Below are 21,190 nucleotides of genomic sequence, written 5' to 3'. Positions count from 1 at the left end.
GGAATTATTCTTCAAAAGACCTTTTACGCAAAGATTTAACAATCGCATTGCGCTGTTTTGTCTTCATTCTTTCTTCTTTTGAGGCCAATGTCGGCCGGGTCGCTTTTCGCTTTTTCTGCACGACAAATGCCTGGCGGACGAGCTGATTAAACTTGGCTATAACCTTCTCTTTATTAGCCAGCTGCGAGCGCTCAGTCTGGTGGTAGATGACAAGGACTTTTTCGTTTGTCAGCTTATTGGCAAGCTTTTCGCTAAGTATGTTCTTTTGATCGTCCGACAAAATATTGGACGAATTGATATCAAACCTCAGCTCAACTTTCGTTTCAACTTTATTTACATTCTGACCTCCTTTTCCTCCGCTCCGGGCGGTTTGAAAAACGAGCTCATCATGGAGGATTTCAGGGTTTATCATGATGCAATTTCTGTATAGTGTTAACGCTTGTTAATGTATTTCAGAGTCTTTAAACCGTTCGTAAAATGTAGTGTCCAAGAAACGATTTTTACGAACAGAAAACAATTTAAAACATACGGCCATGAACACCATGCGTACACTTCGGTTCCTCTGCTTGCTCAGCTTCTTGCTTTGCGGTGTTGCGGTTTCTAATCAAACCAAAGCGCAGCCGGGATATTCCGTTTCTTTTCAAACTTTTTACGACGAATTATCGCCTTACGGAAGGTGGGTGCGCAACCCGCAATACGGCTCTGTCTGGATTCCTGACGTGGACCGTGGCTTCCAACCCTACTCTACCAACGGTTATTGGGAAGTAACGGAATATGGTAATACCTGGGTTTCGGATTATGACTGGGGCTGGGCTCCTTTCCACTACGGTCGGTGGTCTTTTGACGATTATAACGGCTGGTTCTGGGTACCCGACTATGAGTGGGGACCTGCGTGGGTGAACTGGCGTTCGGGTGGCGATTACTATGGCTGGGCTCCCCTAGGCCCTGGTATCAGCATCAACATTAATTTCAACCCGCCGTCCTTCTGGTGGAATTTCGTTCCGCAACGCTACATTACCTACCGTGGCTGGCGCAGCTACTGTGTACCCCAAAGACGGATTACACGGGTATACAACCAGACTGTGATCGTCAACAATTATTACCGAAGCAACAACCGGACTTATGTGTACGGCCCGAGACGCGATGAAATTGAACGAGTTACCCGCAGAAGTGTGCCTGTCAGAACCATCGATGCCAGTCCGAGCGGAAGAGGACGTGTGATTGTGGCTGAAAACAGTCGTGGAGATGACCGGTATAATTCTCGCGGAAATGATCGGGATTACAGAAATGCGCCTGAACGTCGCGGTGGCGTGATCGATGCGAGCCCGAACCGTGGTGGACGTGATAATGCTGACTATAATAATCGTGGCAACAGCCGGAATGATGGCACAGCGCCAACCAACCGGAGCAGCCGAGGCGATGATCCGGTTTATTCTTCTCCAAGAAATGATCGGTACGAAGCGCCAAACCGTACCGAGCCGTCACGCCAACCGAGTGTGCCGGACTATGGAAACAGAAATGGCAGAGGCTCTTACGAAACCCCTGATCGTTCAAGTCGCAGCGACAGAAGTGCTGAACCCAGAGTGGAAAGACGCGCTGAGCCTCAGATTGAAAGACGTGCCGAACCACAGTTCGAGCGACGTGCTGAGCCGCAGATTGAGAGACGTGCAGAACCACAGATCGAAAGACGCTCGGAGCCTCAGGTGGAAAGAAGATCTGAGCCGCGAGTAGAAAGAAGTGCAGAGCCGCGGAATAATGATCGCGGTGGTAACGGAGGCGGCGCGCCAAGAGGCGCCAGCGAAAGAAGCAGCCGCTCGCCCAGATAATTTTTTGAAATAATATAAAAACAACCCGCCGGGAAAGTAGTTATCCCGGCGGGTTGTTTTTATTTGTCAGACAAACTATTGTTACCCTGACCTAAACCCGCAACATTTAATGGAAATTCAGTTTGATATTGAATTCAAGGAAAGCGCTCCAAAGTACATGCAAATCATAAAATCGCTGCTTCAAGCGATTAGCAAGGGAAAATTAAAGCGTGGCGACAAGATTCCTTCGATTAACCAGCTCAGTGAAGAATACCTGCTTTCCCGGGATACTGTTGAGAAAGCCTACAAGCATCTGATCCGCGACGGCGTGCTGATTTCGGTACGTGGGAAAGGGTATTTTATCAACCGCGTCGACATTGAAACTTCGCTTCGGATCCTGCTGGTTTTTAATAAAATCAGTAATTACAAGAAGCAGATTTACAATGCTTTTGTGGAGAACATTGGCCGCAATGTGAATGTCGACTTGCACATTCATCACTCGAATGTGAACATTTTTAAAAACCTGATCAAGAACAGTTTGGGCGAGTATGACTACTATGTGATCATGCCGCATTTTTATGAAAAGGCAGAAGAGGCAATTGAAACATTGAAAATGATCCCGCCGGAGAAACTGATTTTGTTGGACAAAGACCTGGAATTAACCGGGAAAAAGCATTCGTCTGTTTTCCAGAATTTTGAAAAGGACATTGTATCCGCGCTCAACGATGCGCTGGATCTTTTGAAAGTTTACAAAAAGCTGATCCTCATTTTCCCGACCATTATCCGGTATCCGAAGGAGATCATCAAAGGTTTCCGGATTTTCTGTATCCAGCACGAATTTCAGCATGAGATCATGTACGATTTTCATGAAAACAGTACCGCGATGAAGGATACGGCTTATGTGGTGATTGAGGAAAATGACCTGGTAAACCTGATCAAAAAGTGCCGGGAGCAGCAGCTGACGATTGGAAAAGATATCGGGATTATCTCCTATAACGAGACGCCTTTGAAGGAAATCCTGCTCGACGGCATCACCACCATTTCCACCGACCACGAACAAATGGGCAAGACCGCTGCGCAGCTGATTACGGAAAATAAAAGGGCGGTGGTGAAGAATCCTTTTATTTTAATTCGGAGGAAGTCGTTATAATGTCAACCTGAGCGATGTCGAAGGCGCGACTGGTTCGCAGTAACGCCTTCGACTTCGCTCAGGTTGACATTAAAATTACAATCCCGTAGCAACCGTCACTCTCCCCCGCTCATTCATCAACTCCGAGCGAACATTCAAATTCCTGAACAATCCAATCGGGTCGATCGCGCCGCCTGCCAGTCTCATGGATTCGCGAACCAATGGCCGAACGTCCGTCCTGAATGCATTTTGCAGGATTTGCTGGGCGAGTACTACGTCATTCTGGCTTCTTGCCAGCTCCAATTTTTTGCGATCTACCATTAACGCCTGTGCGTAAGCCAGCAAAATCGCTTCTACGGATTGGAGCAAATCTTCCAGCGGATCTTTCACATTGTGGCTTGCGTCGATCATCCAGGCGTAAGTATCACTTGCCCGGCCGGCGCGCTTCATGCCCTCGACCAGTTCCACAAAGATCAAAAACAACATATAAGGACGAATGCTGCCGACTGTTAAGTCGTCGTCGCCGTATTTGGAATCATTGAAGTGAAAACCTGCCAGGCGGCCTTCCATCATCAATGTTGCTACAATTTGTTCAATGTTGGCATTTGGTAAATGGTGTCCCAAATCCACCAGTACATCGGCTTTTGGTCCCAGTTTTTGGCAAAACAATAAGGAGCTGCCCCAATCCTGGATCACGGTCGAATAGAAATTTGGCTCGTAGGCCTTGTATTCTACATATACCTTCCAGTCGTCGGGCAGGGCGGCGTAGATTTCCTGTAAAGATTCCAATGTGTACTGGAAAGACTTTACAAAATTAGACTGACCCGGAAAGCAGGAACCGTCTGACAACCAGATTGATAATGCTTTCGAACCTAGATCTTTTCCGTATTTGATTACTTCAATGTTGTGGTCAACCGCCTGTTTACGGACTTTGGGATCCACGTGTGAGAGTGAGCCGAATTTGTAGGATTCTTCCTGATTTTTCTGATCCTGGAAAGTGTTAGAATTCACCGCATCAAATGTCAGATTTAATGAAGAAGCCAGCGAAATGATCGACTCAGCCTGACCAGGAATGTCCCAGGGAATGTGCAGCGAAATCGACCCGCTCGACCGGTTTAATGCATGTAAAAGACCAACATCCTCCACTTTTTCTTCCAGCGAACGTGGCTCACCACCGCCCGAAAAACGCCCAAAACGCGTTCCACCGGTACCCAGCGCCCAGCTCGGGATCGCTACCTGGAATGCTTCCAACGCTTTCACAATTTCCTGCGCATTAATGCCCTGCTCACCGAGCTGCTCTTCGGTATATGCTAACTGATTGTTGTGCCGCGACAGCAGGCTGTCATTGTGCTGGTCAATCTGATATTGCTCGATTTTCATAGTAAAATGGTTTTAAAACAGAAATGCCAGGCTTTTGAGGCCTGGCATCGCTAGAAAATTTGATTATCTCAGGAACGCCGCTGGCACCCCGCCATCTACATTGATCACATTTCCGGTGCTTTTGCTCAGCAAGCCGCTCACGAAAATGTACACACCATTTGCGATGTCTTCGGTGTGGATTTCAGCATTCAAAACAGTGCGTTTTGCATAGTATGCCGGCAATTCTTCTACTTTAATACCATAAGCTTTCGCGCGACCAGCCGCCCAGCCACTCTCCCAGATCTTGCTTCCCGCGATCACCGCGTCAGGGTTTACCACATTTACGCGGATCCTGTCAGGGCCAAGTTCGGCGGCCAGCAAGCGGGTCATGTGCTGCTGCGCTGCTTTTGCAGTACCGTAAGCCACATTGTTAGGTCCCGAAACGATGCCGTTTTTACTGGCAATGTTGATAATATCGCCTCCCAGGCCTTGCTGACGCATCACAGCCACGGTTTCCTGAGAAACCAGGAACTGGCCTTTTACCAAAACATCCTGTAAGATATCCCAGTCTTTAATGGTCGTTTCTGCCAAAGGTTTTGAGATGGATAAACCAGCGCAGTTTACAACAATATCCACACCGCCATATTTTAATTTAGTTTGGTGGATTGCCGCTTTAATTGCCTCCGGATCAAGAACATTAGCGATAGTGGTAGCAGAAAAGTCTTTACCGAATTTTCCATCAAATTCCGCTTTTGTTTCAGCCAAAGCTTTTTCATCAATATCGGAAATCACCACGCAGGCGCCTTCCTGCAACAATTTTTGTGCGATGGCTTTACCGATACCACCTGAGCCGCCGGTCACGAATGCTACCTTGCGGGAAACCGATTTTTCTTTCGGCATCCGCTGCAATTTCGCTTCTTCCAGCAACCAGTATTCAATGTCAAATGCCTCTTGCTCAGGCAGTGACACGTATGAAGAAATCGCCTCGGCGCCCTTCATTACGTTGATCGCATTGATATAAAATTCCGCAGCTACACGTGCAGTTTGTTTGTCTTTGGCAAAAGAGAACATTCCCACACCTGGCAGCAAAATGATCACCGGATTGGCATCACGCACCGCCGGACTGTTATCATGTTTGCAGCGATCGTAGTATGCCTGGTAGTCAGCGCGGTAAGCTTCAAACTGAGGACGAATGTGTTCGAGAATTTCCTGGTCGGTACTTTCCAGTTTTTCAAATGGCATGTCCAAAACCAACGGACGGATTTTGGTACGCAGGAAGTGATCAGGGCAGCTGGTACCGAGTGGCGCCAGTTTATCCAGATCATTGCTCGCAATGAATTCAAGTACGCGGGCATCATCGGTAAAATGACCAATCATAGCCTGCTGCTCCGAAGCCAGACCACGCAGGTAGGGTGCCAGTTTACCGGCAATTTCAGCACGTCGTTCTGCCGGCTCGCTTTCCAGTTTTACGCCTCCGAAAACCGGTCTGCTCTTACCATAGTTTTCGTTCAGATATTCAGACGCTTTCTCAATGGTATCCAGCGTGTTAATGTAAGATTCGTAAGCAGTATCGCCCCAGGTAAACAATCCGTGACCACCCAAAACGATGCCACGAATGCCAGGATTATCGGCCAAAGCCTGTTCTAGTTGCAAGCCCAGATCGAAGCCCGGACGCTGCCAGGGTACCCACGCAATTTCCCCATTGAACAACTCTTTGGTAATCGCTTCCCCTTCTTTCGACGCCGCAATCGCGATCAGTGCGTCCGGGTGAAGGTGGTCAATGTGTTTGAAAGGCAACAAACCGTGAAGGGGTGTATCGATTGAAGGCGCTTTCGATTTCAGATCATATATACAATGGTTGAAAAGCTCCACCATTTCATCTTCAAATTCGAGGCCGCGGTAAATGTTCTTAAGACTATGAAGCCTGTCTACGTAAAGCCCTGCCAGTCCGCTTCTTGTAAGGGTACCAATATCTCCGCCGGAACCTTTGATCCACATCACTTCCACAGGGTTTCCTGTGAGAGGATCTTTCTCCATGGTTTTGCAGCTGGTGTTTCCGCCAGCATAATTGGTCAGACGAAGATCTGCTCCTAACAAATTGGAACGATACAAGAGAAGTGCAACCTGATCATCACCAAGAGAAGCGGCCTTTTCATCATCCCACAAATAGCTTACGTATTGATACTGGCTTACTTTAGAACTGCTCATATTTTTTTAGTTGATTATTTTATCATTTTTTAGGTAACAGGTCATATTCCCAGAAAGGATTTGAAAAGAGGAATACTACTCTGGAACAGGCCACAAGATTAGAAAACTTACCCATAGGCACCGTCCTGTTGTATCCTGCATGTAGAAATAAATTGAGATTTAATGTGAGAATTAACAGTTTCATTAAATAACAAAATGGCCTGAACCGACACCATCAGTTCAGACCATTTTGAAGGAAAGTTACCTTAGTTGTTATTTGATAATTAATAATTTTTTGGTTGCTCCGCCTACCTCAATGTTGTAGATCCCGCTTGAAATGTTTGCTGTATTTACTGATCCGTCAACCCCTATTTTCTCGTGGAGAATTACATTACCTGATTGATCAATCACCAAAATTTTCTCTTCTTTCGCCAAACCCATCACATTGAAATAGTCTTTGGCAGGATTTGGATAAATACTCAGTTGCTGGTCACTTTTGGCCATGATGATTTTTGAATATTCAAATGTGTCATCGTAGTCAAGCTGCTTCAAGCGATAGTAAGTGATGTTGGAAGGGTTCTGATCTGTGAAATGGTAGTTGTTCAATTCGTTGCTATCTCCGTTTCCTTCCACATATCCGATTTTGGTAAATGTCCTCGCATCGGCACTTCTCTCAATTTCAAAACCTTTGTTATTGGTTTCGGAGCTGGTTTTCCAGGTAAGGTTGTTCTGGTTATTTGAGTTTGTGACTTCGAATGCAATAAGTTTAACTGGCAGGGGGTTCTCAAACACCTCACTCAGGATTGATCCGTTTGTAGCCAGGCTGTTGGTGACAATCACATAGTAACTTCCCTGCTCGGGCATTTTATAAGTGCTGTCTCCAATGATCGTAGCGACAATCGCCCCGGCATGAACCCACCTATACTTATTACGAGACAATGTGCCGCCTGCGTACACAGAAAGAACATCTTTCGTTTTGTGCACCTTAGCCGATCTCTGTCCTGCGTAATATGCGAACCTGCTTGCGTTAGGCTCTAACTGATCAAAATTGAGGAAATTATTAGCAATCCCGATTTTTTGAGGCGGTAAGGCAGAAAGATCTGGGATAGGGCCAACCAATTGATTGTCATCAAGAATTATCGTAGAAATTTTTGTCAAATTATTGAAACTTGCCGGAATAGTGCCCGTGTGCACATTATTGGAAAGATGCAGATCGGTAAGGTTAATCAAATTACCAATTTCCACGGGAATGGCGCTTGGCTTCGTCATGCCATTAATCCGAAGCTTAGTCAGGTTTACAAGATTGCCTACTTCTGCTGGAATCGACCCCTCAAACCCTGCATCCATAATTATAAGCGACGTAAGCTTAGTCAAATGCCAATCGTTTTTGGAATAGGCCCGTTATTTTCACTTTTGGCCAATACGCCACCGTAGTATCCGTAAAGGGATAAAGTTTCTAAATTCACAAGGTTTCCAATAGCGTCGGGTAAAGGCGATAAGGGTGTGTCGGTTAGGTTTTTAAGCTGAGTCATTGTAAATAACAGGCCGACACTCTCCTGATCAAAAATGTTATTGACAAGGGTCAAATTTTCAAGATTTGGCAGCGTGGCCAACTCAACCGGTATTTTCCCGCCCAAAGGAGGATGAAACACAAAAGGGCCTTCATCTCCAACAAAACCCAAATCTTTCAATGCAGTCAGATTTCCTATTTCAGGAGGAATTGTGCCGGATATTCCCTCGCCGGTCGCCAATCCAACTATTCTAGTTTGACCGTCGACCTGGGCACAGGTAACCCCATCTCATCCACAAGGATTATCCCCGGGGGCGCCCGGGACTACCCACTTTACATCGTGATGTATTGGCTGTTTATACCATTCGCTCCCGCCCATACTATTGTAAATAGCTACAAGCGCCAACCGATCATTTTCCAGCGTTTGCGCGAATGTTTGAAGAGAAGATAAAAGAAGAATGGTGAGTAAAATTTGCTTCATGCAGCTGATCCGTTTTAGTAATTAATTCAAAAATAAATATTAATTAATTGCTATTTACACACGGTTACTTGCCTGGCTGTAAATTGTCTGCAATATTATTTATCGGTGACATTGAAATAAAACAAAAAGCCCTGAAACGTGATGTTTCTGGGCTTTTTAATATGGTGTGGGAATATTATTTCCAAACCAATCCCATATTCTTAAACAAAAATGCATAAATATCAGCCTGCGTTTCCAGTGCCTTCTTGGTGTTGCTGGCGCCGTGGCCGGAGTTGGTATCGATGCGGATGAGTAGCGGATTGGTGGAGCTTGCGCCGGCTTTGGCTTGCAGCTCGGCGGCGTATTTGAATGAATGTGCCGGGACTACACGGTCGTCGTGGTCGGCGGTGGTGATCATGGTTGCAGGGTATTTAGCACCCTCCTTAATGTTGTGCAAAGGTGAGTATCCGTACAAAACCTTGAATTCTTCTGCATTATCGGCGCTGCCGTAGTCGGCGATCCAGTTCCAGCCGATGGTGAATTTATGGAACCGCAGCATATCCATCACACCCACAGCCGGGAAAGCAACTTTGAAAAGCTCTGGCCGCTGGTTCATCACTGCACCAACCAGCAAACCTCCATTTGATCCGCCCTGGATCGCGAGGCGCTCAGGCGAGGTATATTTTTCTTTGATCAGATACTCGGCCGCTGCAATGAAATCGTCGAATACATTCTGCTTTTTCAGCTTCATACCCTGCTCGTGCCACTTCTCACCATACTCGCTGCCGCCGCGCAAATTGGCCTGCACAAAAACACCTCCCTGATCGAAAAACGGAATTCTTGTCGGGCTGAATGAAGGTGGCAGACTAATGTTGAATCCGCCGTACCCGTAAAGAATAGTCGGATTGGTACCATCCAGCTTCAAACCTTTTTTGAATGTGATAAATGCAGGGATTTTGGTACCGTCTTTACTAGGGTAAAAAACTTGCCGGGTTTCATAATTTTCAGGCTTGAAGGAGACCTCTGGCGCACGGAAAATTTCGCTTTTGCCGGATGCGATTTCATATCTGAAAATCGTGGGTGGATAACTGAATGAGGTGTAGGTATAAAATACAAAGGTATCCTCCCGCTCACCGCCAAAACCACTCGCAGAGCCCAGGCCTGGCAGTTTCACTTCTTTTTGCGCCTTGCCGGCCAGATCGTAAACATATACCCGGGTGGTTACGTCTTTCAGATAAGACGCGAATAATTTGCCGCCCGCTGTCCCCGCACCTTCCAGCGGCTCAGGCTTTTCCGCAAGCACCGCAGACCATTTTTTTGCAGCCGTCTCGTACAGCATGACCTTCCCGTTGGGCGCATTTTCATTGGTTTCGACTAAGAAATTATCTCCCACATTATCCACGATCCCGAAACTGAAATCCGTAATTTCTTCTTTTACAGGCACAAATTGAGAAGTGCCTTTTTTCATGACCCAAAGCCCGTTCCCGATTTTTCCCTTCCCCCGGTCGCTCACGGTCAAAATAGCATATTGCTCATCCTCTGTCGTGCCTACGGTGTGAAAACGCTGTGGATTCGCCGGATCATCGAAAACCAGACGGTCGTCCTTCTGCTCCGAACCGATCTGGTGAAAAAACACCTGGTGATTTTCATTTTTTGCCGCCAGCGCACTTCCTTCCGGCTTGGGATACCGGCTGTAATAAAAACCATTTCCCTGCCATGCCGCACCGGAAACCTTCACCCATTCCACCTTATCCGACAGCATTTTAAGGGTTTTCATGTCCATCACATTATATTCCTGCCAGTCCGAGCCGCCTTTTGAAAAACCTAAAACTGCATGCTGGCCATCTTTTGACAAACTAAAAACCGTGAGGCGGGTGGTACCATCTGCGGAAAGCTTGTTCGGGTCCAAAACAACTTCCGGTGCGCCATTTAAGCCTTTTTGCCGGTAAAGCACCGCCTGGTTTTGCAGCCCGTCGTTTTTGTAGAAATAAAAATATTCTCCCTTTTTCCGCGGCGCCGAATATTTAGGATAGTTGTAGGCTTTTTCAAGATCGTTGAAAATCTTTTCCCGGAAAGGTATCTTTTCCAGATAACCAAAAGTGACCTCATTCTCAGCCTTCACCCAAGCAGCCGTCTCCTCCGAGCGGTCGTCTTCGAGCCAGCGGTATGGATCGGAAACCTTGGTGCCATGGTAATCGTCTACCTGGTCTGTCTTGGTTGTTTTTGGATAGGAAAGATTTTGGGAAGAACCGTCCGGAGCGGCGACGGTAGCAGCAATAACACTCATTATTAATAGTTTAACTTTCACGAAAAATATTAGTTGGGGTTATTTGATCACGTCCACTTCCAATAAACTAGCGGCGCTGGCTTGGTGGAAAATCGTTTGTTTGGCCGAAATAAAATCCGAATCCTGCGCTTTGTAAATGTTCTCGACATACTTCTGCGGGTTCCGATCGAAAAGCGGGAAAGCGGTGCTTTGTACCTGCACCATGATCTTATGGCCTTTTTTAAAAGTGTGAAGCACGTCCTGTAAACGGAAATTAATGTCCGTCACCTTACCTGCCACCAGCGGCTCGGGCTTTTCGAAACTGTTCCGGAAACGCGCCCGCATGATCTCACTTCTCACCATTTGTTGGTACCCCGCCAAAACCGTTTTCTCGTCGGGCATATAAGCATGATTTTTCTCATCGCCGGGATATACATCGATCAGTTTTACAAAAAAATCGGCGTCGGTACCGGTTGTGCTGATTTTCAGGCGGGCCATGATTTCACCTCCTAATGTCATGTCTTCGGTCAATGTTTCAGTTTCAAAAACCAGCACATCGTTGCGACTTGAAGCAAACCGCTGGTCTTCCGACATGTATTCAAAAGGCGTAAAACCTGACATTTGCTTATAATTGGCCGTGTAAGGCACCGGTTTGGCCGGATCGCTCGTATACTCGGTCGCGGATTTGGCTTCTGTCGGGCTAGTGAAATCAAGCTTTCCGTTTTTGTGGAAATACAGCTTTTTCTTTTCCACAGAAGCTACCGGCCACTTATCGAACGTTTTCCATTCCTTTTTGCCGGTATCAAACAAATAAGCCTCTGGCAAACCTGTTTTTCCGTCACCCGCTTCTTTCAGAAAGTGTTTGAAAAACTTTGCTTCAATATTATTCTGGTAAAAGGTAGCAATGCTATCCCCAAAATAAATGTCATTATGCAAGGTATGTCCGGTTTCACGACTCCATCGTCCATGACCGAAAGGCCCGACAACCAATGTGTTATAAGCTTTTGGGTTATTCTTTTCAATGGTCTTGTAAGTATTGAGCGGACCATATAAATCCTCCGCATCAAACCATCCGCCGACGATCATAAAAGCAGGCTTAATGTTTTTCAAATGCGGCAGAATATCCCTTTTTTGCCAGAATGCATCTTTGTTCGGATGATCGACGGTTTCCTGCCAGAAAAAGTTTTTGGAATAATACTGATCAAAATTTTTCAGCGAGCCCATCTTCATATTAAATGTAAAACCATCCGGCTCCGGCTTGATCATCTCACCCGCAAACCACGAAGAAGTGGTCGGCTTGGGCGGCTTAATACCAAAAACCGGGAATGTCAGATAATATCCCTGCGTAAATGCACCATTGTGATGGAAATCGTCGAAGAAAAAATCGGAGATCGGGGCCTGTGGAGACGAAGCTTTCAATGCCGGATGCTCGCTTAATGCGCTGGCTGTGGTGTAAAAACCAGGATAGGAAATGCCCCACTGCCCTACCCTGCCATTATTGTTGGGAATATTTTTCAAAAGCCACTCGATGGTATCATACGTATCCGAAGCCTCATCCACATCCGTTTTCGACTTTTTCTGATCAATGTGCGGCGTCATATTAGTCCAAACACCCTCACTCATATAGCGGCCGCGCACATCCTGATACACGAAAATAAACTTGTCCTGCATCAAAGCCGGGCTAGGTCCCAGGCGCGGCGGGTACGCATCAGCCCCGTAAGGCGCGACGCTGTAACAGGTCCGCTGCATTAAAAACGGATACTTTTTTTCAGGTGACGCATCTTTCGGCGCATACACGATCGTGTGCAGCTTTACGCCATCTCGGACCTGAATGTCATATTCCGATTTGGAATAATTGTCCCGGATAAATTTCTCGGAAGACCCATTCTGCGCCTGGGCAGCGCATGCAAAAAGCATTAAAATGAAGGATAGTAGATTTTTTTTCGTCATGTTCTCTTATTTTCTTTTGTAAAAATTCAATGATACACCACCCGAATTTGATTTCTCGCTGATAGTGTAAAATCCTGTCCCGTCCTTATCGAAGCAAATGCCTTCGCCCTGCGGTTCCAGGGCAACATTCAATTGTTTGGCAGCAGGTTGAGATAATGTTTGACCCACCATCTCGCCGGCTTTTCTTTTCCAATAATATACGGATAAATAAGTCCTGATCAGGATCTCGCTGCCATTTCCCGAAATATCCGCCGAAGTAGCAACCGAAACCGAAGGCACCTCTCCCACTTTTTCAGCGATTGTTGATGAACTTACATTCTGCGGGAACGCCAGCCGGTATATGCCGGTATTTTGGGCTGATTTTGAAATAATAAAAATATCCTTGGTGACCGGATCAACCAGCACTGACTCCGCATCTCTCGGGCCGTCGGGATAAGTAAAAACTATTTTTTCAACCGATTCCTGGCTAAAAGAAGCATCCTGACTTTTGATTTCAGGAACCCTATAAATGGTATTGCTGGCTGTCATGGGCGAAATGTTGTTCCCAATATCCGCCACATATAAATAATTGACGCCGCTACTCGGGCCGGGGCCAGCAGCGATATCTTCCCAGTCATGGTTCGACGAGCCGGGCAGCTGATATTCCTTGATGTTTTTGGCATCCCCGCTGATCAGGTAAATCGAGTTGGGATTGCCAGAATCCTGGTTTGTCCAGAGATAGCCGGGGAAACTAATACTTGGTGCAAGTCCGGAGGCTTCATCAATGATGCCGGGCGTAACATTGTTCTTCACCGGAACCGTTTCGAAATTATCGGAAACACCGGAATCGGGATCCGGGTCAGGGTCGCAGGAGCAGGTCACACAAAAGAGCAGCGAAGCAAAAATAATCCCAAATTGTCCACCCAGTCTTTTGTATACGTCCATAAAACAAGCATGTTAGATTTGCTAAAAATACGTACTTTTGCGGCATTTATTATCAGGGACTTTCTTTATATCAGCATTAAAATAGTTATATGTTACGTTCAAACACCTGTGGTGAGTTAGGCTTAAAAGATGTTAATCAGGAAGTTGTGTTGTGTGGTTGGGTTCAGCGTGTGCGCGACAAAGGAGGGATGATCTGGCTTGACCTGCGTGACCGCTACGGCATCACCCAGCTTCTTTTTGAAGAGGGCAAAACTCCTGCTGATGTTCTGGAAACCGCCCGCTCACTTGGCCGCGAATTTGTGATTTCAGCCAAAGGTCTGGTCATCGAACGTCTCTCTAAAAATGATAAAATCGCGACGGGTGACATTGAAATCCGTGTCCGTGAACTCAATATCCTTAACCCTGCCAAATTACCGCCATTTCTGATCGAAGATGAAACCGATGGCGGCGACGATATCCGGATGAAATACCGCTATCTGGACCTTAGGAGGAACATTGTACGCAGAAACCTGCAACTACGCCACCAGGTAGCCCGCCACACCAGGGCTTATATGGATGAACTGAATTTTATAGAAGTTGAAACGCCGGTTCTGATCAAATCAACGCCGGAAGGTGCACGCGACTTTGTGGTGCCCAGCCGCATGAACCCGGGTGAATTTTATGCACTTCCGCAGTCTCCGCAGACATTCAAGCAATTATTGATGGTGGCCGGATTTGACCGCTATTATCAGATTGTGAAATGTTTCCGTGACGAAGACCTGCGTGCAGACCGCCAGCCTGAATTTACCCAGATCGACTGTGAAATGTCGTTCGTGACCCAGGAAGACATTTTGAACACCTTCGAGGGAATGATCAGGCATCTTTTTAATAAAGTAAAAGGTATAGACCTGCCGGAAGTACCGCGGATGACCTATGCTGATGCTATGCGTCAGTACGGTTCCGACAAGCCTGATATTCGTTTTGATATGAAATTCACCGAGTTAAAAGGTGAAGACCAGGATCTAACTTCCGGAAAAGGCTTCGGAGTTTTCGACGACGCAGGTCTCGTGGTGGGAATTTGCGCACCAGGTTGTGCAGTTTATACCCGCAAGCAACTTGACGAATTGACCGACTGGCTGAAACGTCCGCAGATTGGCGCAAAAGGTTTGATTTACGTGAGGTATAATACCGATGGTTCAATCAAATCGTCCGTTGACAAATTTTATACGGAGGAAGAATTGAAAAAGTGGGTAGTTGCATTCGATGCGAAACCTGGGGACTTGCTTTTGATCCTCTCTGGACAGGCAGACAAAGCAAGAAAGCAGTTGAATGAGCTCCGTCTTGAAATGGGCACAAGGCTTGGACTGCGCAACCCTGATGAGTATAGGGTACTGTGGGTGCTGGATTTTCCTTTATTGGAATTCGGAGAAGCTGAAAATCGCTGGTTCGCCATGCACCACCCGTTCACAAGTCCTAAGTTGGAAGATATCGGACTTTTGGACCAGAACTTAGGGCTTGTTCGAGCCAATGCATACGATATGGTCATCAATGGCGTTGAAGTTGGCGGAGGTTCAGTACGGATTTTTGAGCGGGAATTGCAGCAGAAAATGTTTGAAATCCTCGGATTTTCGCAGGAAGAAGCGCAGGAGCAATTCGGATTTTTGATGAATGCTTTCGAATTCGGCGCTCCTCCTCACGCAGGGATTGCATTTGGTTTTGACAGGCTTTGCTCCATTTTCGGAGGTGCCGACTCGATCCGGGATTTCATCGCATTCCCAAAAAATAACTCTGGCCGCGACGTGATGATCGACTCACCCTCAGTCATTTCCGATGCGCAACTAAAAGAATTAGCCATAAAAACGGCCTAGTTTGAAACTGGCATCTACAATATTTTATTAAAAAATTTAATTAAAGTAAGATTTTGTAGTTTTACCCAAATCTGAAATTGATCATTTAAACTAACACCGCTCATCCCGGCGGTCTGACAATAATAAATACACTGCATGCATTATCATTATCCAGCAAAAAAATACCTCACCTGTATTCTCTCAGCACTTCTGGTACTGGTAAACTTTGAAATTTTTGCTCAGAATACGGCACCCCAGACGCCGGCAACCACAAGTCCTTCCCCGATAGGCAACCAGCAAGCCGTAGAATTTTACAACCAGGCCAAAGATGCCGGAATGTCGGATATGGACATCGAGCGGGCTGCTTTGCAAAGGGGGTATAGTTTGGATGATATTACCTCACTCAGAAAACGTCTTCAGCAGGCTCCGAAAGACAACACGCAAAATGAGCCAAACCGTGACGAGATTGATGAAACCCGTGAACAGGGGGATCAGGATGAGTTAGATGACGAAACAAATAATGAGAGGGACTCGACAGCAGCCGGGAGAGCAAGATCAAGGCGCTTAAACAGAACTTTCGGATCTTCCTTTTTTGGCAGGGGTTCTGCTACTTTCGAACCTAACCTCAGAATTCCGACACCTAGTAATTACATACTTGGCCCTGATGATGAGCTTGTTGTAGATATTTATGGAAATTCAGTAGATAACTTCCGGATGAAAGTCACCCCGGAAGGAACGGTAAAGATGCTGAACCTTGCGCCGGTGTATGTCAATGGTCTAACGATTGAGCAGGCAAATACACGAATTGTTAATCGTCTCAGACAAGCCTACTCAACATTAAACAAGCCAGGTTCGGGCACTTATTCAAACATTACCCTCGGAACTGTCAGAAGTATCAGGGTTATGATTATAGGTGAAGCAGTCCGCCCGGGAACTTACACCGTTTCTTCACTAGCAACAGCTTTTAATGCACTTTATGTTTCTGGCGGCCCAAACCGAAACGGATCGTATCGTAACATTGAAATCATCCGTAACAGCAAGGTTCTAAGGAAGATAGACCTTTATCACTTCCTGATTGATGGTAGCCTTGAAGATAATGTTTCATTGCGTGACCAGGATATTATTTTGATTCGCCCATATGAAGTGAAGGTTGAGCTGAACGGACAAGTAAAAAAATCTGGTGTATTTGAGGTAAAAGTAGGTGAAACATTAAAGGATGTTCTGAAATATTCGGGTGGTTTTGCGCCGGAAGCTTTCACAGACCTAATTCAGTATCAACGCAACACCGGTAATAACTTTGTTATCGGGAGTATTGACTCTTCTCAAGTTGCGACATTCGTGCCGAAAAATGGAGATATATATAATGTAAAAAAGATATTGGATTTGATTGCTAACCAGGTTGAAATTCGGGGAGCAGTTACCAGGCCAGGCCTATACCCTTTGGACGAGCGGACTAAAACAGTCAAGGATCTGATTAACATTGCACAAGGTGTCGGTCAAAGGGCGTTCTTAAACAGGGTTTTGCTTGAAAGGGCAAGTGGTGATACTCAGACTGGATTGGTTGCCATTGACCTGCGAAAAATGCTGAACAACGAGATCCCGGATATTCCCCTCTTACCAGGTGATATTTTGACGATTAAGTCCGTCGAGGATTTAAAGGAGTTTACCTATCTGTCCATTGACGGGTCTATTATTAATCCAGGTGCTTATTACTATTACAAAGATATCACGATTGCTGATTTGATTTTCCAGGCTGGCGGCTACACTGAAGGTGGTGTTCCTTACAGAATCGAAGTTTCACGAAGGGTGAAAAATGACACTACCGGACTTCCTGAATCTCAGAATGTACGAATTTTCACCTTAAATGTTGCGGACAACCTGGTATTAAATGAGGAAGATCAAAAATTCAAACTATCTCCTTATGATATCGTTCTGGTCCGTAAATCGCCTAGATATGAGTCTCAAAAAACTGTAACAATTACAGGTGAAGTTACTTATCCAGGCACTTATACGATCCTTAACAATTTCGAGCGAATATCAGATCTGTTCCCAAAAGCAGGTGGAATAAAAAAAGAAGGTTATATAGAAGGGGCCCGATTTTATCGAAATAGAGAACTTGTTGCACTTGATTTAAAAGCAATCGTCGCCAAACCAAACATACCTGCGAATTTACTTTTGGCAGATGGCGATACCCTTTTCGTTCCTAAAAAATCGGAGATGATAAGGATTCAGGGAGGGGTTTACAACCCGTCTGTGGTTAACTTCGACGCAAACTTTAATTTCAAAGAGTACATTTCGCAAGCGGGTGGTTTCACTGAGAGGGCGCGTAAAAGCAGGATGTATATTTCATATCCTAACGGCAGGACCCACCGGACGAGCAGATTTCTTTTCTTCCGTTCTTATCCAAAAGTTGAGCCGGGATCTGTGATTACTGTACCGATGAAAGAACCAAGAAATGAGCAGCCAATGTCGCGTGGGGAGAGATTAGCCATCATCTCGTTATTCACGACGCTGGCAATTGCTTTGATACGTATTTTATAAGCGCATTTCCGTGAGTCAAAACATAAACAAACACGAGACTTTGGAGATCACGGTAAAAGATTTACTGATTTTTCTAAAGAAATATATTTTCCTGTTAATTGCTGTTCCAGCCTGTTTCGCAGTTTTAGGCATTCTTTATAGCTTTTCACTTCCGAAATTATTTACTGCGCAAACTGTACTGCTCCCGGAGTATAGTATGGCTGGAAACAATTCATTTTTCAGTATGGCTGTTACCGCCGACCGGGGTGGTGCTGAAAAATTAGTGCCGGAATTGTATCCTAACATTCTTACCAGCACGCCTTTTGGTCTGTATCTGCTTAAACAACCTATTACTGATCAAAACGGAAAAAAATATGCGGATCTGAAAGCGTATTTGTCCCGGGATACCTCGCCAAGTTTGTACGCCCGATTCATGTCTTTATTTAGGCCTAAGTCCGCTCCGGCAAAGTCTCAGGTCAGTTTTCCAAAATCTAATATTATTTTCTTATCCCCCGAAGAGCAGGGTAAAGTTTCGAATGCTATCGGCCTCGTCCGTATTTCCGTAGATAACAAAAATGGCATTATTACCATTGGATGTGAAATGGAGGACCCCGTGATTGCAGCGATTATCGTTGAGGCGAGCAAAAATTATTTGATCGACTATGTGGAAGATTACAGGACGTCGAAAACAAGTGACCAAGCAGCGTTTCTCCAGAAAAGAGTGGTAGAAGCGAAAAGCCGGCAGCAGAATGCTGAATATGCGCTTCAAAGTTACCGCGACCGCAACCGGAATTCCTTTTTGAATGTTGCGCGGATTGAGGAACAACGACTTCAAAGCGACTACACGCTGGCGCAATCCATTTATTCTGATTTGGTTGTTAAACTTGAACAATCCAAAATTAAGGTAAAAGAGGAGCGTCCTGTATTTAAGATTTTAGAACCGGCTAAGGTTCCTCTAGCCAGGAGCAGTCCTAAAAGAATCGTTATTGCGCTTATTTTTGCAGTAGTTGGAGGATTTTTAACATTGATTTATATCGTCTTCTTTAAAGAAAAATACCATTTAAAATTAATGTAAAAGCAGATAAAGTATGTTAACTGAAGCATTTGATTTACATAACGAAAAATGAAGTTCTGTTGATACTCAGTGCTATTAATTCTTCCGAAAATAAGCTATTTACGATTAAAGGATTGGCTATTAAAAACGCATGGGAACATGCTCTAAAAACATTTAGTATTCAAAGCGATACTTAGGGTTTTCTCAAAATAGTAAGTAGATACAGCTATAATAGCTTTTTCACCGCGCGTAAATTCAATCGCCGGTTTTTTCCTTATTAATCGGTATGGAAACTTTGCCTAAAATCTCAATTATCACTGTCGTAAGGAACGGGGAAAATGATATAGAGAATACCATCAAAAGCATTATCTCACAAACCTACACTAACGTTGAATACATTATAATTGACGGGAAATCCACGGACGGAACGGTTGACATTATTAAAAAATACCAGCACCATTTGTCCTACTGGATTAGCGAAAAAGATAAAGGTATCTACGATGCAATGAACAAGGGAGTTATAGCTTCAACCGGTGATTGGCTGCTTTTCATTAATTCAGATGATTCTCTTGCCAGCGATGATGTACTCCAAAAAGCAGTAAAATATTTACAAGAATGTACGGACAAGATTGCTTACGGAAATATCATTTACGTGTATCCGGGTGAAAAAGAAGTCGAATACGGTCCGGCATGGGAATCGACAAAATACCGATTTCGCAATGTTGCCATGAGTTTAGCACATCAGGCAACCTTCCATTCGAAAGCGCTTTTTACAGAAAGACATTTTGACACATCGTTCAAAATTGCTGGGGACTATGACTTTCTTCTGTCTCACTTAAAAGACCATGAGGCTACGTACTTTCCGGTCACTATTGCGAAAATGAAAACCGGAGGACTCAGTTACTCAGTGAGTAAAATCGAATTATTGAGAGACACTCGAAAGGCGCAGATTCAAAATAAGATGTACAACTCTATACCTTCAATTGCATGGATTGTTTCAGCCACAAAACTACTTTTAGTTGATTTTATTATCCGTAATGTGGGCGTAGATGGCAAAAATACTCTCAAAAAATGGCTGGGTATTAGGAAACGCTAAGCGTAAACTTTGATGACGCCTTAAAAAACATGGTTATATACTTTATCATTTATCTGATATTTTTCGCATTTACACTGGGTGATCTTTTCCTGTCTCGCGAGAGTAAAAGGCCTTTGCTGGTTCCGCTGATATTGCTGGGCATAATGATGATCATTTTTGCAGGTTTAAGATGGGAAACAGGTACCGATTGGCCAAATTATCTCCGCTATTTCAGGATAATTGATAAGCTTGAATTAGGAAAAACCCAAATGGAAAAGGGATATGAGTTGATAGTCCGTATTTATAAATTTACTTTTGGATCCAATTACACCGGATTTTTATTCTTTAATGCAACGATATTAATCCTGATTACTTACTTATCTGTCTATCGAAGCAGCCCCTACCCCATTTTCTCACTATTTCTGCTTTTATCTTACAGCGTTGTCGGAAGTAGTTTCGGGGTAAGGCAGGATTTATCAATCTGCTTAATCCTTTTTTCATTTACATTTATTCGGGACCGGGCACTGGTAAAGTTTATTATTTGTGTTTTTCTCGCCACGCTCATTCATAATTCAGCAGTTATCTTCTTTCCTGCCTACTATCTTTATAATCTTAAATGGAATGTCCTAACTGCAATATTTTTTCTTTTAGTAGTTGCTTCCGGGTTTTATTGGTCAAGCTCTATTATGCAGATTTTTGGGGGAATGATTTCGGAGAGGAAGGCGGAATTCTACCTTGAACTCGGCATGGATAATGCCGAGGAATCTGGGACGTCACTTGTAAAGGGACTTGCCGGCAGAATATTATTTCTAGTTACTCTCATCCCATTTGTAAATTATTCAGAAAATGGCGACAAAGTCTTCAATGGTCTTTTTAATTTATACGTATTCAGTATCATTCTTTACGCAATATTTACACCAGTTGGTGCTGTATTTAGCCGATTAGCAAGACCCTATGAGATTTTCCAAATTCTTGCAATTCCATTTGCTTACTATGGGACTAACAGGTTCTATAAAGTTGCTCTTCTGGTCATCATATTTACCTTCTCTATCTACAAATTTTCAAGTGCCATTCGAAACGACCCTGGCATATTGGTTCCGTATAAAACCATCTTCACAGCATAAA

15 protein-coding genes are annotated in these 21,190 nt (G+C 44.8%); 7 read left to right on the top strand and 8 right to left on the bottom strand.

Annotated features, from left to right (window positions below; genetic code table 11):
- Positions 1-4: 4 nt before the first annotated feature.
- A complete protein-coding gene (gene arfB / locus FEN17_RS15075) occupies positions 5-412 on the bottom strand; it encodes an alternative ribosome rescue aminoacyl-tRNA hydrolase ArfB (RefSeq protein WP_138366171.1) in 408 nt (135 codons plus the stop codon).
- Between the two features lie 121 nt (positions 413-533).
- Between arfB and FEN17_RS15070 the strand changes: the two genes are divergently transcribed.
- Both FEN17_RS15070 and FEN17_RS15065 read left to right on the top strand, forming a co-directional pair.
- Positions 534-1,826: a DUF6600 domain-containing protein gene (locus FEN17_RS15070; RefSeq protein ID WP_138366170.1), complete on the top strand. Its 1,293-nt coding sequence runs from the start codon at positions 534-536 to the stop codon at positions 1,824-1,826.
- A 109-nt stretch (positions 1,827-1,935) separates the two neighbouring features.
- Complete coding sequence (locus FEN17_RS15065) at positions 1,936-2,955, top strand: GntR family transcriptional regulator (RefSeq protein ID WP_138366169.1); 1,020 nt, start codon at positions 1,936-1,938, stop codon at positions 2,953-2,955.
- A gap of 75 nt (positions 2,956-3,030) precedes the next feature.
- Here the strand turns inward: FEN17_RS15065 and FEN17_RS15060 are convergent, their stop codons facing one another.
- From FEN17_RS15060 to FEN17_RS15030, 7 genes are all read right to left on the bottom strand, one after another.
- On the bottom strand, positions 3,031-4,314 hold the full coding sequence (locus FEN17_RS15060; protein ID WP_138366168.1) for a sugar isomerase: 1,284 nt from the start codon (positions 4,312-4,314) through the stop codon (positions 3,031-3,033).
- A 63-nt stretch (positions 4,315-4,377) separates the two neighbouring features.
- Complete coding sequence (locus FEN17_RS15055; RefSeq protein WP_138366167.1) at positions 4,378-6,501, bottom strand: bifunctional aldolase/short-chain dehydrogenase; 2,124 nt, start codon at positions 6,499-6,501, stop codon at positions 4,378-4,380.
- Positions 6,502-6,753: 252 nt separating this feature from the next.
- Positions 6,754-7,827 (bottom strand): T9SS type A sorting domain-containing protein, encoded by a 1,074-nt coding sequence (locus FEN17_RS15050; RefSeq protein WP_138366166.1) that lies wholly within the window; start codon positions 7,825-7,827, stop codon positions 6,754-6,756.
- 23 nt (positions 7,828-7,850) lie between these two features.
- The gene (locus tag FEN17_RS15045) at positions 7,851-8,231 is read right to left on the bottom strand and encodes a hypothetical protein (protein ID WP_138366165.1); all 381 of its coding nucleotides are present in this window, start codon (positions 8,229-8,231) and stop codon (positions 7,851-7,853) included.
- Positions 8,232-8,646: 415 nt separating this feature from the next.
- Positions 8,647-10,737 (bottom strand): prolyl oligopeptidase family serine peptidase, encoded by a 2,091-nt coding sequence (locus tag FEN17_RS15040; protein WP_138366164.1) that lies wholly within the window; start codon positions 10,735-10,737, stop codon positions 8,647-8,649.
- Positions 10,738-10,776: 39 nt separating this feature from the next.
- On the bottom strand, positions 10,777-12,633 hold the full coding sequence (locus FEN17_RS15035) for a CocE/NonD family hydrolase (RefSeq protein ID WP_229208825.1): 1,857 nt from the start codon (positions 12,631-12,633) through the stop codon (positions 10,777-10,779).
- Between the two features lie 39 nt (positions 12,634-12,672).
- Positions 12,673-13,590 (bottom strand): YjiK family protein, encoded by a 918-nt coding sequence (locus FEN17_RS15030; protein WP_138366162.1) that lies wholly within the window; start codon positions 13,588-13,590, stop codon positions 12,673-12,675.
- Between the two features lie 89 nt (positions 13,591-13,679).
- Between FEN17_RS15030 and aspS the strand changes: the two genes are divergently transcribed.
- From aspS to FEN17_RS15005, 5 genes are all read left to right on the top strand, one after another.
- A complete protein-coding gene (gene aspS, locus FEN17_RS15025) occupies positions 13,680-15,437 on the top strand; it encodes an aspartate--tRNA ligase (RefSeq protein ID WP_138366161.1) in 1,758 nt (585 codons plus the stop codon).
- A 135-nt stretch (positions 15,438-15,572) separates the two neighbouring features.
- Positions 15,573-17,957, top strand: a complete 2,385-nt coding sequence (locus FEN17_RS15020) for an SLBB domain-containing protein (RefSeq protein ID WP_138366160.1) — start codon at positions 15,573-15,575, stop codon at positions 17,955-17,957.
- Between the two features lie 40 nt (positions 17,958-17,997).
- Positions 17,998-19,011, top strand: a complete 1,014-nt coding sequence (locus FEN17_RS15015; RefSeq protein ID WP_138366159.1) for a Wzz/FepE/Etk N-terminal domain-containing protein — start codon at positions 17,998-18,000, stop codon at positions 19,009-19,011.
- 265 nt (positions 19,012-19,276) lie between these two features.
- Positions 19,277-20,086, top strand: coding sequence for a glycosyltransferase family 2 protein (locus tag FEN17_RS15010; protein WP_138366158.1), 810 nt, complete (start codon positions 19,277-19,279; stop codon positions 20,084-20,086).
- Between the two features lie 29 nt (positions 20,087-20,115).
- Positions 20,116-21,189 carry an EpsG family protein gene (locus FEN17_RS15005; RefSeq protein ID WP_138366157.1) on the top strand — a complete coding sequence of 358 codons (1,074 nt, stop codon included), beginning with the start codon at positions 20,116-20,118 and terminating at the stop codon, positions 21,187-21,189.
- Position 21,190: the final 1 nt, after the last annotated feature.

It is taken from the genome of Dyadobacter luticola (assembly GCF_005860805.1).
Lineage (GTDB): Bacteria > Bacteroidota > Bacteroidia > Cytophagales > Spirosomataceae > Dyadobacter > Dyadobacter luticola.
This window is presented reverse-complemented; position numbering and strand designations above follow the sequence as displayed.